12 protein-coding genes are annotated in these 13704 nt (G+C 72.4%); 8 read left to right on the top strand and 4 right to left on the bottom strand.

What is annotated here, in order from left to right; all coding sequences use genetic code 11:
• Nucleotides 1-13: 13 nt before the first annotated feature.
• Nucleotides 14-1825 carry a glycoside hydrolase family 15 protein gene (locus AC0IW9_RS20650; RefSeq protein WP_471650189.1) on the top strand — a complete coding sequence of 604 codons (1812 nt, stop codon included), beginning with the start codon at nucleotides 14-16 and terminating at the stop codon, nucleotides 1823-1825.
• On the opposite strand, the gene AC0IW9_RS20645 is transcribed toward AC0IW9_RS20650, so the two are convergent.
• Nucleotides 1797-2237, bottom strand: coding sequence for an acyl-CoA thioesterase (locus tag AC0IW9_RS20645; protein ID WP_471650188.1), 441 nt, complete (start codon nucleotides 2235-2237; stop codon nucleotides 1797-1799). The genes AC0IW9_RS20650 and AC0IW9_RS20645 overlap by 29 nt on opposite strands.
• A gap of 113 nt (nucleotides 2238-2350) precedes the next feature.
• Between AC0IW9_RS20645 and AC0IW9_RS20640 the strand changes: the two genes are divergently transcribed.
• The 4 genes from AC0IW9_RS20640 to AC0IW9_RS20625 all read left to right on the top strand — a co-directional run bounded on the left by AC0IW9_RS20640 (nucleotide 2351) and on the right by AC0IW9_RS20625 (nucleotide 6298).
• Nucleotides 2351-3325 (top strand): tripartite tricarboxylate transporter substrate binding protein, encoded by a 975-nt coding sequence (locus tag AC0IW9_RS20640; protein ID WP_471650187.1) that lies wholly within the window; start codon nucleotides 2351-2353, stop codon nucleotides 3323-3325.
• 2 nt (nucleotides 3326-3327) lie between these two features.
• Nucleotides 3328-4290 carry a Bug family tripartite tricarboxylate transporter substrate binding protein gene (locus AC0IW9_RS20635; RefSeq protein WP_471650186.1) on the top strand — a complete coding sequence of 321 codons (963 nt, stop codon included), beginning with the start codon at nucleotides 3328-3330 and terminating at the stop codon, nucleotides 4288-4290.
• Nucleotides 4290-5255, top strand: a complete 966-nt coding sequence (locus tag AC0IW9_RS20630; RefSeq protein ID WP_471650185.1) for a Bug family tripartite tricarboxylate transporter substrate binding protein — start codon at nucleotides 4290-4292, stop codon at nucleotides 5253-5255. Before AC0IW9_RS20635 ends, AC0IW9_RS20630 begins: the two co-directional genes overlap by 1 nt.
• A gap of 275 nt (nucleotides 5256-5530) precedes the next feature.
• Nucleotides 5531-6298 (top strand): GntR family transcriptional regulator, encoded by a 768-nt coding sequence (locus tag AC0IW9_RS20625; RefSeq protein ID WP_471650184.1) that lies wholly within the window; start codon nucleotides 5531-5533, stop codon nucleotides 6296-6298.
• On the opposite strand, the gene bla is transcribed toward AC0IW9_RS20625, so the two are convergent.
• Nucleotides 6293-7180, bottom strand: coding sequence for a class A beta-lactamase (gene bla / locus AC0IW9_RS20620; protein ID WP_471650183.1), 888 nt, complete (start codon nucleotides 7178-7180; stop codon nucleotides 6293-6295). The two genes, AC0IW9_RS20625 and bla, sit on opposite strands and share 6 nt — an antisense overlap.
• 84 nt (nucleotides 7181-7264) lie before the next feature.
• Here bla and AC0IW9_RS20615 point away from each other — a divergent pair, with 84 nt between their 5' ends.
• Nucleotides 7265-8830, top strand: a complete 1566-nt coding sequence (locus AC0IW9_RS20615; protein WP_471650182.1) for a gamma-glutamyltransferase — start codon at nucleotides 7265-7267, stop codon at nucleotides 8828-8830.
• 66 nt (nucleotides 8831-8896) lie between these two features.
• Here the strand turns inward: AC0IW9_RS20615 and AC0IW9_RS20610 are convergent, their stop codons facing one another.
• On the bottom strand, nucleotides 8897-9796 hold the full coding sequence (locus AC0IW9_RS20610) for a polysaccharide deacetylase family protein (protein WP_471650181.1): 900 nt from the start codon (nucleotides 9794-9796) through the stop codon (nucleotides 8897-8899).
• 90 nt (nucleotides 9797-9886) lie between these two features.
• On the opposite strand from AC0IW9_RS20610, the gene rutA reads away from it, so the two are divergent.
• Nucleotides 9887-10969, top strand: a complete 1083-nt coding sequence (rutA, locus tag AC0IW9_RS20605; protein WP_471650180.1) for a pyrimidine utilization protein A — start codon at nucleotides 9887-9889, stop codon at nucleotides 10967-10969.
• 85 nt (nucleotides 10970-11054) lie between these two features.
• The gene (locus AC0IW9_RS20600; RefSeq protein WP_471650179.1) at nucleotides 11055-12452 is read left to right on the top strand and encodes an amidase; all 1398 of its coding nucleotides are present in this window, start codon (nucleotides 11055-11057) and stop codon (nucleotides 12450-12452) included.
• Nucleotides 12453-12459: 7 nt separating this feature from the next.
• Here the strand turns inward: AC0IW9_RS20600 and AC0IW9_RS20595 are convergent, their stop codons facing one another.
• Nucleotides 12460-13635, bottom strand: coding sequence for an MFS transporter (locus AC0IW9_RS20595; protein ID WP_471650178.1), 1176 nt, complete (start codon nucleotides 13633-13635; stop codon nucleotides 12460-12462).
• Nucleotides 13636-13704 lie beyond the last annotated feature (69 nt).

Genomic DNA, 13704 nt, shown 5'->3' with positions numbered 1-13704 from the left:
AGGATCACCAAGCATGCCCCTGCGGATCGAAGACTATGCCCTGATCGGCGACGGCGAGACGGCGGCGCTGGTCGGGCGGGACGGGTCGATCGACTGGCTCTGCCTGCCGCGCTTCGACAGCGCCGCCTGCTTCGCCGCCCTGCTCGGCGGGCCGGAACACGGCCGCTGGCAGATCGCCCCGGCCGGGGAGGTGCTGCGGGTCACCCGGCGCTACCGCCCTGGCACCATGGTGCTCGAGACCGAGTTCGAGACCGCCGAGGGCAGCGTCGTCCTGGTCGATTGCATGCCGCTGCGCAACGGCGCGGCGGATGTGCTGCGGCTGGTCGAGGGCCGGCGCGGCCGCGTCGCCATGCGGATGGATCTCGGCATCCGCTTCGACTACGGCGCGCTGATCCCCTGGGTCCACCGGGGCCATGACGGCACCCTGCTGGCGGTCTGCGGCCCGGACCAGCTCGCCTTCCGCACCCCGGTGCCGATCCGCGGGGAGGATTGCCGCACCGTCGCCGATTTCACCGTGGGCGCCGGGGATTGCATCCCCTTCCACCTGGTCTGGACGCCCTCGCACCACCGCCCCGGCCCGCCGGTCGATGCCGCGGCCATGGTGGAGACGACGGGGCACCGCTGGCAGGACTGGCTCGCCGCCTGCCGGATCGACGCGGGCAGCCCGCATCCCGAGCTGGTGCGGCGGTCCCTGCTCACGCTGAAGGCGCTGACCTATGCGCCGACCGGCGGCATCGTCGCCGCCCCCACCACCTCCCTGCCCGAGACCCTCGGCGGCAGCCGCAACTGGGACTACCGCTTCTGCTGGCTGCGCGACGCGGCGCTCACCCTGCACGCGCTGGTCGGCGCCGGCCACCTGACGGAAGCCGAGGCCTGGCGGCGCTGGCTGCTGCGGGCCGTCGCCGGCAGCCCTTCCCAGATCAAGCCGCTCTATGGCCTGGCCGGGGAGCACCGGGTGCCGGAGCAGATCCTGCCCTGGCTGCCGGGCTACGAGGGCGCCGCGCCGGTGCGGGTCGGCAATGCCGCCGGCGGCCAGCTCCAGCTCGATGTCTATGGCGAGGTGCTGGACGCCTTCCATGCCGCGCGCCGGGTCGGGCTGCCGCCGATGCCCGAGGCCTCGGCAATGGCCCTCTCGATGCTCGACCACCTGGAACAGGTCTGGCGCGAACCGGACGAGGGGATCTGGGAGGTCCGCGGCCGCCGCCGCCACTTCGTGCAATCCAAGGTCATGGTCTGGGTCGCCTTCGACCGGGCGATCCGCTCGGCCGAGGAATTCGGCCTGGCGGGGCCGGTCGAGCGCTGGCGCGACCTGCGCGCGGAGATCCATGCCGAGGTCTGCGCCCTCGGCTTCGACACCGCCCAGGGCAGCTTCACCCAGAGCTATGGCGACCCGGCGCTGGACGGCGCCCTGCTGCGCCTGCCGCTGGTCGGCTTCCTGCCGGCCGACGACCCGCGCATCCGGGGCACGGTCGCGGCGATCGAGCGCGGGCTGATGCAGGATGGGCTGGTGCTGCGCTACCGGCCGGATGCAGCGGTGGAGGGGATGGAGCCGACGCGCGAGGGCTGCTTCCTCGCCTGCACCGGCTGGCTGGGCGAGGTCTATGCCCTGCAGGGCCGGCAGGCCGAGGGCTTGGCGGTGCTGGACCGCCTGGCCGGCCTCGCCAACGACGTCGGGCTGCTGGCCGAGGAATACGACACGGTGGCGCAGCGGCAGGTCGGCAATTTCCCTCAGGCCTTCTCGCACCTCGGCCTGGTCGGGCTGTCGCTCGCCCTGGCGCGCAGCGGGACGCTGTCCGCTACTCCTCCCGCGCGCCCTCCGCGATGAGCCGGGCGCGCATCGCCGGCGGGACCGGCACCTTCTCGCCGCTGCCGTTGACGATCAGCACCAGCACGGTGCGGCAGCTGAAGACCAGCCCCTGCTTCCAGACCGCGTATTCATGCGTGAAGCTGGTCCGCCGGAGCGTCCCCGGCCGCAGGGTGGTCGCCACCGCATCGTCGAAGGCCAGCGGGCGGAGGTAGCGCGCCTCGATCTGGCTGACCACCGGGCCGGGCTGGCCCAGCTCGAACCGCCCGCCGAGCGTCAGCCAGTGGGAGACGCGGAGGTCCTCGCAGAGCGTCAGGTAGGCGGTATTGTTGGCATGGGCATACTGGTCGCATTCCGACCAGCGGACCCGGTGCCGGCGGATCATCGCCCAGTCGCCCTCGATTCCGAACTCGGCCCGCTCCGCATCCGTCATGCCGCTCACTCCCGTGCCGCGGCACTCTGCCCTGCCGGCCGCCGCGCCGGAAGGCTGGACGCGTGGGGCCCGGCTGGCGCAGGCTGCAACAAAACACGGCCCGGGAGGGGACCATGCTGTCACGTCGCGGCGCACTTGCCGCCGGCCTTGCGCTGCCTCTTGCCTTGCCCGCGGTGGCGCGCGCCCAATCCAATTGGCCCTTGGCCCGGCCGATCGAGGTCTTCGTCCCCTTCCCCGCCGGCGGCGGCGTCGACACCATGGTGCGCGGCATCGTCGCCAATGTCGCCCCGCGCCTACCGGGCTCCCGCTTCGTCGTCACCAACCGCCCCGGTGCCGGCGGGCAGCTCGGCTTCGAGGCGAATTTCAACGCCGCCGCCGATGGCTATACCCTCGGCGCCGCCACCAATACCGCGATGAACGCGATCAGCATCGAACGCGCCCCGCGCTACCGGCCGGCCGAGTTCACCTATATCGCCAATGTCGTGGATGACCCGGCCGGCTTCTGGGTCCATCCCGACAGCCCCTGGAAGACCCTCGCCGACCTCGCCGCCGCGGCGAAGCGCCAGCCCGAGGCCTTCGGCGTCGGCACCGCGGGCGTCGGGTCGGACGACCACATCCTGCAGATCGCCTTCGAGAACGCGACCGACACGCGGCTGATCCATATCCCCTACAACGGCACCGGCCCGACCTTGCGGGACCTGCTCGGCGGCCGGCTGCCGATCGGCAGCTTCAACATGGGCGAGGGCATCGGCCTGCTGCGGGAAGGCCGCATCCGCTGCCTCGGCCAGGCCGGGCCGCAGCGCTGGAGCGAGATGCCGGATGTGCCGACCTTCCGTGAGCAGGGCCTCGACATCCTCGGCGGCAGCGCGCGGGGGATCGCCGGCCCGCCCGGCATCCCGGCGCCGATCCGCGACGCGCTGCGCGAGGCCTTCCGCGCGGCGCTCGCCGATCCGGCCTTCATCGCCGAATCCGCCCGGCTGAACCTGCCGCTGCGGCCGCTGATCGGCGAGGAATATGCACGGATGATGGCCGCCGACCTCGCCTCGCTGCAGGCGCTCTGGCAGCGCCGCCCCTGGAAGGAGGGCTGAGCATGCGCCGCCGGACTCTGCTGGCGAGCCTCGCCGCGCCCGCCATCGCCCGGGCGCAATCGGCCTGGCCCGGGGAGCGGCCGATCGAGGTCATCGTCCCGGTGCCGCCGGGCGGCGGCCTCGATGCCATGGCCCGCATCCTGATGCCGCATGTCTGCAGCCATCTCGGCGGCGGCGCCCGCTTCATCGTCGTCAGCCGCCCCGGCGCCGGCACCCAGATCGGCAACGAGGCGGTCTTCAACGCCGCGCCCGATGGCTACACGCTCGGCGCCATCACCGCCCCGGCCCTGCCGGCGCTGCCGATCGAGCGCAGCGTCCGCTACCGCACCGCCGATTTCGCCTGGATCGCCAATGTGGTCGAGGATCCGAATGCCTTCTTCGTCGAGGCCGGCTCGCCGCTGCGGAGCCTCGGCGACCTGGCGGCGGCGGCGAAGGCCAGGCCCGGCGCCGTCTCCTACGGCAGCACCGGCGTCGGCGGCGACGACCACATCGCCATGCTGGCCTACGAGGCGGCGCAAGGTCTGCCGGCCATGGTCCATGTCCCCTTCCTCGGCAGCGCCCCGGCGACCCAGGCGCTGCTCGGCGGCCATATCGACCTGCTGGTCGGCAATATCAGCGAGGCCATCGCGCTGCAGCGGGATGGCCGGATCCGGGCGCTGGGCGTCGCCGCCCCCGCCCGCTTCGCGCCGCTGCCGGCGGTGCCGACCTTCCGCGAGCAGGGCTTCGACTTCGTCGCCGGCGCCTCCCGCGGCTTCATCGGCACGCCGGGCCTGCCGGCCGAGATGCGGCAGCGCTACGAGGCCGCCTTCACCGCAGCCCTGGCCGAGCCGGGTTTCCTCGCCGATGCGGCGCGGCTGGCGATGCCGCTGCGGCCGCTGATCGGCGGCGCCTATGCCTCGATGATCGCCGAGATGGAACTCGCGCTGCGCGCCCTGTGGCAGCGCCATCCCTGGAAGGAATCCTGATGGTTTCGCGTCGCGGGCTGGCAGCGCTGGCGGTCGGAATGGCGGCACCCGCGGTGGTGCGGGCGCAAGCGGCCTGGCCGGGGGACCGGCCGATCGAGGCCATCGTCCCCTACCCGCCCGGCGGCGGCGTCGACATCATGACCCGGCTGATGATGCCGCTGGTCGCGGCGCAGGTCGGCGGCCGCAGCGTCGTCACCAACCGCGCCGGCGCCGGCGGCCAGCTCGGCTTCGAGGCGATCTACAATGCGGCGCCCGATGGCTATACCATCGGCTCCATCACCGCCCCGGTGCTCCAGGCCATCCCGATCGAGCGGGCGGTGCGCTACAAGCCGCTCGACTTCAGCTTCCTCGCCAATGTGGTGGAGGATGCCAATGCCTTCCTGGTCGCCGGCGCCTCCCCCTTCCGGACGCTGGCCGATGTCGCGGCGGCGGCCAGGGCGCAGCCGGGGAAGCTGAACTACGGCACGACGGGCGTCGGGTCGGACGACCACATCGCCATGCTGGCCTTCGAGGCGGAGGGCAAGCTGCCGCCGATGACCCATGTCCCCTTCGCCGGGGCGGCGCCGGCGATGCAGGCGCTGCTCGGCCGCCACGTGGACCTGGTGGTGGGCAATGCCTCGGATGGGCTGGGGCTGACCAAGGAAGGCCAGGTCCGCACCCTGGGCCAGGCCTCGCCCACCCGTTGGGCGGCGCTGCCGGACGTGCCGACCTTCCGCGAACAGGGCTTCGACGTCGTCGCCACCGCCAGCCGCGGCTTCGTCGGCCCGCCCGGCCTGCCGGCACCGATCCTGGCCCGGCTGGAGGCCGCCTTCACCGCCGTGCTGGCCGATTCGGCCTTCCTGCGGGAGGCGGAGCGGCTCGCACTGCCCCTCCGGCCCCTGGTCGGCGGGGCCTATCGCGGCATGGTGGCCGAAATGGATGCCTCCCTGCAGGGGCTTTGGCGGGTGCGGCCCTGGCGGGACTGACCTGTTCTGGGAATGATCCACCCTGTTGCCGTATTGCAACAGGGTGACGATCGGGCCACGGCATCCACTTCCCCGCTGCTAAATCACTGTATACGTTGAACTCTCATGCGACGGCGCCGGCCGCCGCAGCCCCTGTTGCCGCGCCCTGCCGCTCCGGAGCGCCTCGGGCCGCCCTGATGCCCCTTCGCCAGCGAAGAACGGGCCGGAACAGACCCTTTCCAAACCAACAGGTTGAATTTAGACTTCAGTTCTTCGCGATTGAACAGGGGTCACACGTGGCTGTTCGGGACCACCGGGCGCGGGCTGATGCGCCTGACAGCATGGTCGCCGCACTGGCTTCGCCAGTCTCGGTGGATCCCCGACGGCTCTCCCCCGTCCAGCCCCGCACCATGGTGGAACAGGCGGCCGAGGCCATCGTCGCCGCCGCCGCCCGCGGCCTTTTCCTCCCCGGCGACCGGCTGGTGGAAGCCGAGATCGCCCGCGACCTTGGCATCAGCCGGGTGCCCGTCCGGGAAGCGCTGCGGCTGCTGGAAAGCCAGGGCATCGTCGTCAGCACGCCCTACAAGGGCATGCGGCTGATGCAGGTGACCAATGCCGGCGTCGCCGCGCTGATGCGCGTGCGCCTGGCGCTGGAAAGCCTGGCGGTGCGGGAGGCGCTGCGCAGCCCCGGCGGGCCGGAACGCTTCGCCCGGCTCGGCATGGCCGCCGCCGCCTATGCCCAGGCCTGCCGCCTCGGCGACCCCGCCCCCATCGTCCTGGCGGACGAGGAATTCCACGCCGAGCTCTGCCGCGCCTCCGGCAATCCGCCGCTGCTGGCGCTCTGGCAAAGCCTGGCGCGGCAGCTCGCGGTCATCTGGGGCCTGGCGCAGCAGGGCGGCTCGGGCGCCACGGCGGAGGCCGACCACCAGGCGCTGATCCTGGCGCTGGAGCAGAACCGCGAGGACGCCGCGCTGACGGCGCTCGACCGCCACATCAATTGGCACCGCGACTTCGACTTCGAGGGCGTGGTGGCCGAGCGCCGCCGCCAGCCCGCCGGGCTATAACGCGGCGACGACCAGCCTCCCAACCGCCGCCAGCACCGCGCTGCGCACCGCGGCCTCGGCCGGCGAGCCGACGTAATAGGCGGCGACCAGCACCGGCGCGCGCGTCGCCGCACCAGGGGCCGGGCCGGATGGCGGCCAGAGGATGGCGACGTCGTTGGTCGCGTTGTCGCCGCCCGAGCCGGTCTTGTCCCCGGCGCGCCAGCCCGCCGGCAGCCCGGCCCGCAGCCGCGCATCCCCCGTCCTGCAGTCCACCAGCCATGCGGTCAGCCGCGCGCGGGACGCGGGCGACAGCACCTCCTCGAGCAGCAGGCGACGCAGCAGCCCGGCCATGGCGACCGGCGTGGTGGTATCCCGCGGGTCGCCCGGGATTGCCTCGTTCAGCGCCGTCTCGCGCCGGTCGAGCCGGGTGACCGGATCGCCGATCTCGCGCAGCCAGGCGGTCAGCCCCTCGGGCCCGCCGAAGCTGTCCAGCATCAGGTTGCCGGCGGTATTGTCGCTGAGGGTGACCGCGGCCTCGCAGATCGCCGCCATCGTCATCCCCGCCGCGCCGGCCTGCGGCCCGGTCACCGGGGAATAGGTCACCAGCTCGTCCTTCGCGTAGTGCAGGCGGCGGCCGAGGCTTTCCTCCCCCCGGTCCACCCGCGCCAGGACCCGCCCGGCGGCGAGGAACTTGAAGGTGCTGCACAGCGGGAAGCGCTCCTCGCCGCGCCAGGCCAGCATCCGGCCGGTCGCCCCATCCAGCATGGCGACGCCGAGCCGCCCGCCATGCTTTGCCTCCAGGGCGGCAAGGCCGGCACGGAAGGCCTCCTCCGGCGCGGCGGCGGCGGCGCGGCCGGCGGGCGCCAGCAGCAGGGCGGCGAGCAGCGGGCGGCGTGGGGTCATGGATCGGTCTCCTCCGGTGGGGTCTTGCCGCGACAGCCTCCTGGCAGGACCATGCGCCCCCTACCAGACCGCGGGAGCGCCGCCATGCCCTATCTGCCGACGCCGCATACCACCCAGAACTGGGATATCCGCAAGCCGGCCGCGCATGGCGGCGGCGGCATGGTCGTCTCCCAGGTGAAGGTCGCGGCGGAAGCCGGCGCCGCCATGCTGGCCGCCGGCGGCACCGCCGCCGATGCCATCGTCGCCACGGCCTTCGCCCTGGCGACGCTCGAGCCCTGGAACAGCGGCCTCGGCGGCATCGGCTTCGCCCAGGTGATGAAGCCCGGCATGGCGCTCGGCGAGACCTTCGACTTCGGCCCCGTGGCCCCGGCCGGGCTCGATTCCAGCGCCTTCCCGCTGACCGGGCGGATGAAGCAGGACCTGTTCTCCTGGCCGGAGGTCGAGGGCGACCGCAACATCCATGGCCCGCTGTCCTTCGTCATCCCCTCCTCCGTCGCCGGCTATGCGCTGCTGCACGAGAAGCACGGCCGGCTGCCGATCCGCGAGGTGCTGGCCCCCGCCGTGGCCCTGGCGAAACGCGGCCTGCCGCAGGACTGGTACACCACGCTGAAGGTCGCGGCCTCGGCCGCGGTGCTGCGGATGTATCCCGAATCGGCGCGGATCTACCTGCCGAACGGCCTGCCGCCGGTCGCGCCCTACCAGGGCACGCCGGGCTTCTTCACCCTGGGCAACCTGCCGGCGACGCTCGAGCGCCTGCAGCAGGCCGGCCTCCGTGACTTCTACGAGGGCGAGATCGCGGCCCAGATCGCCGCCGACGTGCGGGAGATGGGCGGCGTGCTCTCGGCCGCCGACCTCGCCGGCTGCCGGGCGCGGGTGCTGCCGGCCATGCCGGTCGCCTGGCGCGGCCGGACCCTGATGCTCTCGAACGGGCTGACCGCGGCGCCGACCACGGCGCGGGTGCTGGAACAGATGGCCGATGCGCCGCTGGGCGAGGCGCCCTCGCCCGCCTGGTACGGCCAGATCGCCCGCGCCATGCAGGCCGCCTATGCCGAGCGCCTGGCCGGCCTCGGCGAGGCCGAGCCCAAGGGCGCCGAGACCTGCACCACCCATATCACCGCCTGCGACAAGGACGGGATGATGGTGGCGATGACCACCACCCTGCTCTCCTCCATGGGCTCGCGCGTGGTGCTGCCGAAGTCCGGCGTGCTGATGAACAACGGCGTCATGTGGTTCGACCCGAGCCCCGGCACGCCCAATGCCATCGCCCCGGGCAAGCGGCCGCTGACCAACATGTCCCCCTTCATCCTGGCCTCGGACGGGCAGCCGGAGATCGCCGGCGGCGCCTCGGGCGGCCGGCGGATCATGGCGGCGGTGCTGCAGCTGCTGGCCTTCGTCGCCGATTTCGGCATGGAGCCGGAGGCGGCGGCGCATCACCCGCGCATCGATGTCTCCGGCCCCGATGGCGTCACCGCCGACCGGCGGCTGGCAGCCGAGGTCCTGGCGGCCCTGCCCGGCGTGCCGGAGGTGGTGGAGCATTCGGTCATGCCGCTGAACTTCGCCTGCCCCAACCTGATCCTGCGCCGCCCGGACGGCGGCGTGGTGGGCATCAGCGATGCGATGAGCCCCTGGAGCGGCGCCGTCGCCGGCTAGACTGCGCCTTCGCTGGGCAGGGGTACGGTTTCCTGCCCAGCCGGAGCGCAGTCCGCGGCGGCCCGGTCAGCCCTGGTCCTTCACGTATTGCGCCACCTCGGCATGGGTCGCGAACCAGACGTCGCCCTTGGCCTTCATATGGGCCACCAGCCGGTCCAGCAGCGCGATGCGGCTGCGGTGGCCGATGATATGCGGGTGCATGGTCAGCAGGAACAGGCCGCCCTCGGCATAGGCGCCCTCGAATTCGGCGCGGAAGATGTCCTCGACCACGGCGGGGGCGGTGTAGGGCCGTAGCGCGCTGAAGCGGACGAAGTTGAAATAGGGCGCGTCGTCGCGGATCCACTCCGGCGGCAGCTCGACGATGCCGGTCGGCTTGCCGTGGTCCAGCAGCTCATAGGCATCGTCGTCGGCCATCAGGCTGCTGTCGTAGAGCAGGCCGAGCTCCTGGATGATCGCCAGCGTCTCGGTGGAGAAATCCCAGCTCGCGGTGCGGATGCCGACCGGGCGGCGGCCGCTGAGCTTCTCCAGCACGTCGGTCGCGCGGAAGGTCAGGTCGCGCTCGACGCCGGGCGGCAGCGCGGTATTGGCCTCATGGATCCAGGAATGGATGCCGATCTCGTTGCCCTCGTCGGCGACGGCGCGGATCTCCTCCGGATACAGCAGGGCGGCGACCGCGGGGTAGAAGAAGCTGGCGCGGATGCCGTGCCGGGCCAGCAGCGCGCGGATGCGCGGGATGCCCTGGCGATTGCCGTACTGGCCCTGGCTGATGCGCATCGGGCTGCTGTCGGAATCGCGCAGCGGCGTCGTCTCGTGGTCCGCGTCGAAGGAGAGGGTGACGCAGCAGCGGGCGCCGCCCGGCCAGGCCCTGGGCGCCAGGCGGCGGCCGGCGCGGGCATTGCCGACCAGGCCGCGCCAATGCGCCTCCGGCCATTCCCAGGGCTGCTGCGGGGCGGGCGTTTCGGTCATGGCGGCGTCTCCTGAAGGACCAGTGGTGGCATGTGATTTGCAGCTGTGCCCGGCAGTACCGCAACCGGTTCAGGCAACAGGGGCGATCCCATGGATATCGGCGTCTTCATCCCGATCAACAACAACGGCTGGATCATCTCCGCCAATTCGCCGCAGTACATGCCGAGCTTCGAGCTGAACAAGACGGTGGTGCAGAAGGCCGAGGGCTATGGCCTCGACTTCGCCCTCTCGATGATCAAGCTGCATGGCTTCGGCGGGAAGACCGAATTCTGGGACCATGGGCTCGAGAGCTTCACCCTGATGGCGGGCCTCGCCTCGGTCACCTCGAAGATCCGGCTCTATGCCTCGACCGCCGTGCTCACCATCCCGCCGGCCATCGTCGCCCGCATGGCCACCACGGTGGACAGCATCTCCGGCGGCCGCTTCGGGGTGAACATCGTCTCCGGCTGGCACAAGGTGGAATACACCCAGATGGGCCTCTGGCCGGGCGACGAGTATTTCGCCAGGCGCTACGACTACAGCACCGAATACGTCCAGATCCTGAAGCAGCTCTGGGAGACCGGCAGCAGCGACCACAAGGGCGAATTCTTCCAGATGGACGCCTGCAAGATGAGCCCGGCCCCCTCGGTCCCGATCAAGCTGGTCGCCGCCGGGCAGTCTGATCGCGGGATGGAATTCGCCGCGCAGTACTGCGACTTCAACTTCGCCCTGGGCGAGGGCGTGAACGAGCCGCAGAAATGCATCGACGTGCCGCGACGGATGCTGGCGGCGGCGGCCAAGACCGGCCGCGACGTCGGCTCCTACATCCTCTACATGGTCATCGCCGACGAGACCGACGAGGCGGCGATGGCCAAGTGGGACAGCTACAACGCCGGCGCCGACCGGGAGGCCCTGGCACATCTGCTCGGCCATGCCGCGGCCGACGTGAATACCCAGGGCACCTCCATGGCGGCGGCCATCCAGCGCTCCGCCTCGCCCATCAACTTCAACATGGGCACCCTGGTCGGCAGCTATGCCAATGTGGCGCGGATGCTGGACGAGGCGGCGGCGATGCCGGGGGTGAAGGGCATCATGCTGACCTTCGACGACTTCATCGCCGGCATGGACGACTACGGCCAGCGCATCCAGCCCCTGATGCGTTGCCGGCAGCACGTGATGGCCGCGGCGGCCTGAGGCCAACCCCGGGGGGGGCCTCCACCCCCGGGCTTTTATCCCCGGCCCCGGGGGCGCAGATTGGCCACCCCTAGCCGCAGGACCCATGATGACGCCGACCGACCCCGCCCTGATGTCCGCCGAGACCCTGCTCGCCCTCTATGCCCGGCGGGCGCTCAGCCCGGTGGAGGTGCTAAAGGCGGTCACCGAAAGGGTCGCCCGATACAACCCCTGGGTGAATGCCTTCGCGGCGATGAATCCCCGCGCCCTGCAGGCCGCCGGCGAGAGCGAGGCCCGCTGGATGGCCGGCCGCCCCATCGGCCTGCTGGACGGCGTGCCGGCGACGGTGAAGGACCTGCTGAACATGGCGGGCTTCCCGACCCGCCGCGGCAGCAAGACGACCGATGCGACCCCGGCGACCGAGGATGCCCCCGCGGTGATGGGGCTGAAGCAGGCCGGCGCGGTCATCCTCGGCAAGACCACCACCACGGAATTCGGCTGGAAGACGCCCGGCGACTGCCCGCTGCACGGCATCACCCGCAATCCCTGGAACCGGGAGCGGACGGTCGGCGGCTCCTCCTCCGGCGCCGGCGCGGCGGGCGCGGCCTGCTTCGGGCCGCTGCATATCGGCACCGATGCCGGCGGCTCGGTCCGCATCCCCGCCGCCTACTGCGGCCTGGTCGGGCTCAAGCCCTCCTTCGGGCGCGTCCCGCAATGGCCGCTCGGCGCCTTCGCCAACGTCGCCTGCGCCGGGCCGATGACCCGCACCGTGCGCGACAACGCGCTGATGTTCTCCGCCATGGCGCAGCACGACCTGCGCGACCCCTTCTCGCTGCCGGATGAGGGCCGCGACTGGCGGCGCGGCATCGAGGACGGCGTCGCCGGGATGCGCATCGGCTTGGTCCGCCGGCTCGGCTTCGCCCCGCCGCTGGATGCGGATGGCGAGGCGGCGCTGCAGGGCGCGGCTGAACTGCTGCGGGAGCAGGGCGCCATCGTCGAGGAGGCCGACCCCGGCCTGCCCGATACCCGCGCCATCTTCGGCCGGGTCTGGGGCGTGGCGCTGGCCCGGCTCGTCTCCACCCTGCCGCCGGAGAAGCGCGCCCTGCTCGATTCCGGCCTCGAGGAAGTGGCCGAGCGCGAGGGCGGCATGAGCGCCATCGACTTCCTCGGCGCCGAGGCGATGCGGATCGAGGCGGCGCATGCCGCGGCCCGGTTCCACCAGCGCTTTGACCTGATGCTGTGCCCGACCACGCCGACCGCCGCCTTCGCCGCCGACCAGCCGACCCTCCGCCCGACCGAGGCGCTGTGGCGCGACTGGGCGCCCTGGACCTTCGCCTTCAACCTGACCCGGCAGCCCGCCATCACCGTGCCGGTCGGCCTCGACGAGCACGGCATGCCGCGGGCGGTCCAGCTCGCTGCGGCGCTGTACCGGGACGACCTGGTCTTCCGCGGCGCCCGGGCGCTGGAACAGGCGGCCAGCATCCCGCTGGCCGAGCCGGCCTAGCCGCGCGCTATTCCGCCGCGAGCAGGCGGGCACTCGCCTGGGCGGTGGCCGTGCGGCCCCACCAGGCAAGCAGCAGGGCCAGCAGCGGCAGCAGCATGGCGACCCAGGGCAGCGCCGCGAGGCCGAGCCCATGCTCGATCGCCAGCCCACCCAGCCAGGCGCCGAGCGCATTGCCGAGGTTGAAGGCGCCGATGTTGAAGCTGGCCGCCAAGCTCTGGCCGGCGCCCTCGGCCCGCTGCAGCACCCACATCTGCAGCGGCGGGACGGTGGCGAAGCCGGCGACGCCGAGCAGGCCGACCGCGACGGTCATCGCCACCGGGCTGGCGACCACGAAGCCCATGCCCAGCAGCACCAGCGCCAGGGCACCGAGGCTGCCGAGGATGCTCGGAAGCAGCCAGCGGTCCGCCAGCCGGCCGCCGAGCAGGTTGCCCAGCACCAGCCCGCCCCCGAACAGCAGCAGCACCGGCGAGACCAGCCCTTCCGGCAGGCCGGCGACCTGGGTCAGCAGCGGGGCGATATAGGTGAAGACGGCAAAGACCCCGGCGAAGCCCAGCACGGTGGTCGCCAGCCCCAGCAGCACCGGCTTGCGGCCGAGCACCGCGAGGTCGGCCCGCCAGTCGCCGGCCGCGGCCTCCGGCTTGTCGTGCGGGATCAGCAGAGCGATCACCGGCAGGGTGACCAGCCCGATCACCGTCACCGCCCAGAAGGTGGCGCGCCAGCCATAGACCTGGCCGAGCCAGGTACCGAAGGGCACGCCGAGGATATTGGCCAGGGTCAGGCCGGTGAACATCAGGGCAATGGCCGAGGCCCGCCGCTCCGGCGCGACCAGGCTGGTGGCGACCACCGAGCCGACGCCGAAGAAGGTGCCATGGGCGAAGGCGGTGACGATGCGGGCCGCCATCAGCCAGCCGTAGCTCGGCGCCAGGGCACAGCCGAGGTTGCCGAGGGTGAAGACCACCATCAGCCCGATCAGCACGCTGCGACGGGGCATCCGGCCGGTGAGGATGGTGACGAGCGGGGCGCCGACCACCACGCCCAGGGCATAGCCCGAGATCAGCAGCCCGGCGGTGGCGACCGAGACCTGGAAATCGGCGCCGACCTGCAGCAGCAGGCCCATGATGACGAATTCGGTGACGCCGATCCCAAAGGCGCCGGCGGTCAGGGCATACAAGGCGGGTGGCATGGGGGATTCTCCGTTGGCCCCGCGACGGGGCCGCTTGACGGCGGAGATGGACCTGTCGCGATCCGTGCC

It is taken from the genome of Belnapia sp. AC561, assembly GCF_979252845.1.
The sequence above is the reverse complement of the archived record's forward strand: the minus strand, read 5'-3'. Positions and strand labels throughout refer to the sequence as shown.

Excerpts from the sequence above, each read along its gene's own strand:
- AC0IW9_RS20650 (WP_471650189.1), top strand. The coding sequence starts at position 14 with ATGCCCCTGCGGATCGAAGACTATGCCCTGATCGGCGACGGCGAGACG.
- AC0IW9_RS20645 (WP_471650188.1), bottom strand. The coding sequence starts at position 2,237 with ATGACGGATGCGGAGCGGGCCGAGTTCGGAATCGAGGGCGACTGGGCG.
- AC0IW9_RS20640 (WP_471650187.1), top strand. The coding sequence starts at position 2,351 with ATGCTGTCACGTCGCGGCGCACTTGCCGCCGGCCTTGCGCTGCCTCTT.
- AC0IW9_RS20635 (WP_471650186.1), top strand. The coding sequence starts at position 3,328 with ATGCGCCGCCGGACTCTGCTGGCGAGCCTCGCCGCGCCCGCCATCGCC.
- AC0IW9_RS20630 (WP_471650185.1), top strand. The coding sequence starts at position 4,290 with ATGGTTTCGCGTCGCGGGCTGGCAGCGCTGGCGGTCGGAATGGCGGCA.
- bla (WP_471650183.1), bottom strand. The coding sequence starts at position 7,180 with ATGACCCCACGCCGCCCGCTGCTCGCCGCCCTGCTGCTGGCGCCCGCC.
- AC0IW9_RS20615 (WP_471650182.1), top strand. The coding sequence starts at position 7,265 with ATGCCCTATCTGCCGACGCCGCATACCACCCAGAACTGGGATATCCGC.
- AC0IW9_RS20610 (WP_471650181.1), bottom strand. The coding sequence starts at position 9,796 with ATGACCGAAACGCCCGCCCCGCAGCAGCCCTGGGAATGGCCGGAGGCG.
- rutA (WP_471650180.1), top strand. The coding sequence starts at position 9,887 with ATGGATATCGGCGTCTTCATCCCGATCAACAACAACGGCTGGATCATC.
- AC0IW9_RS20600 (WP_471650179.1), top strand. The coding sequence starts at position 11,055 with ATGATGACGCCGACCGACCCCGCCCTGATGTCCGCCGAGACCCTGCTC.
- AC0IW9_RS20595 (WP_471650178.1), bottom strand. The coding sequence starts at position 13,635 with ATGCCACCCGCCTTGTATGCCCTGACCGCCGGCGCCTTTGGGATCGGC.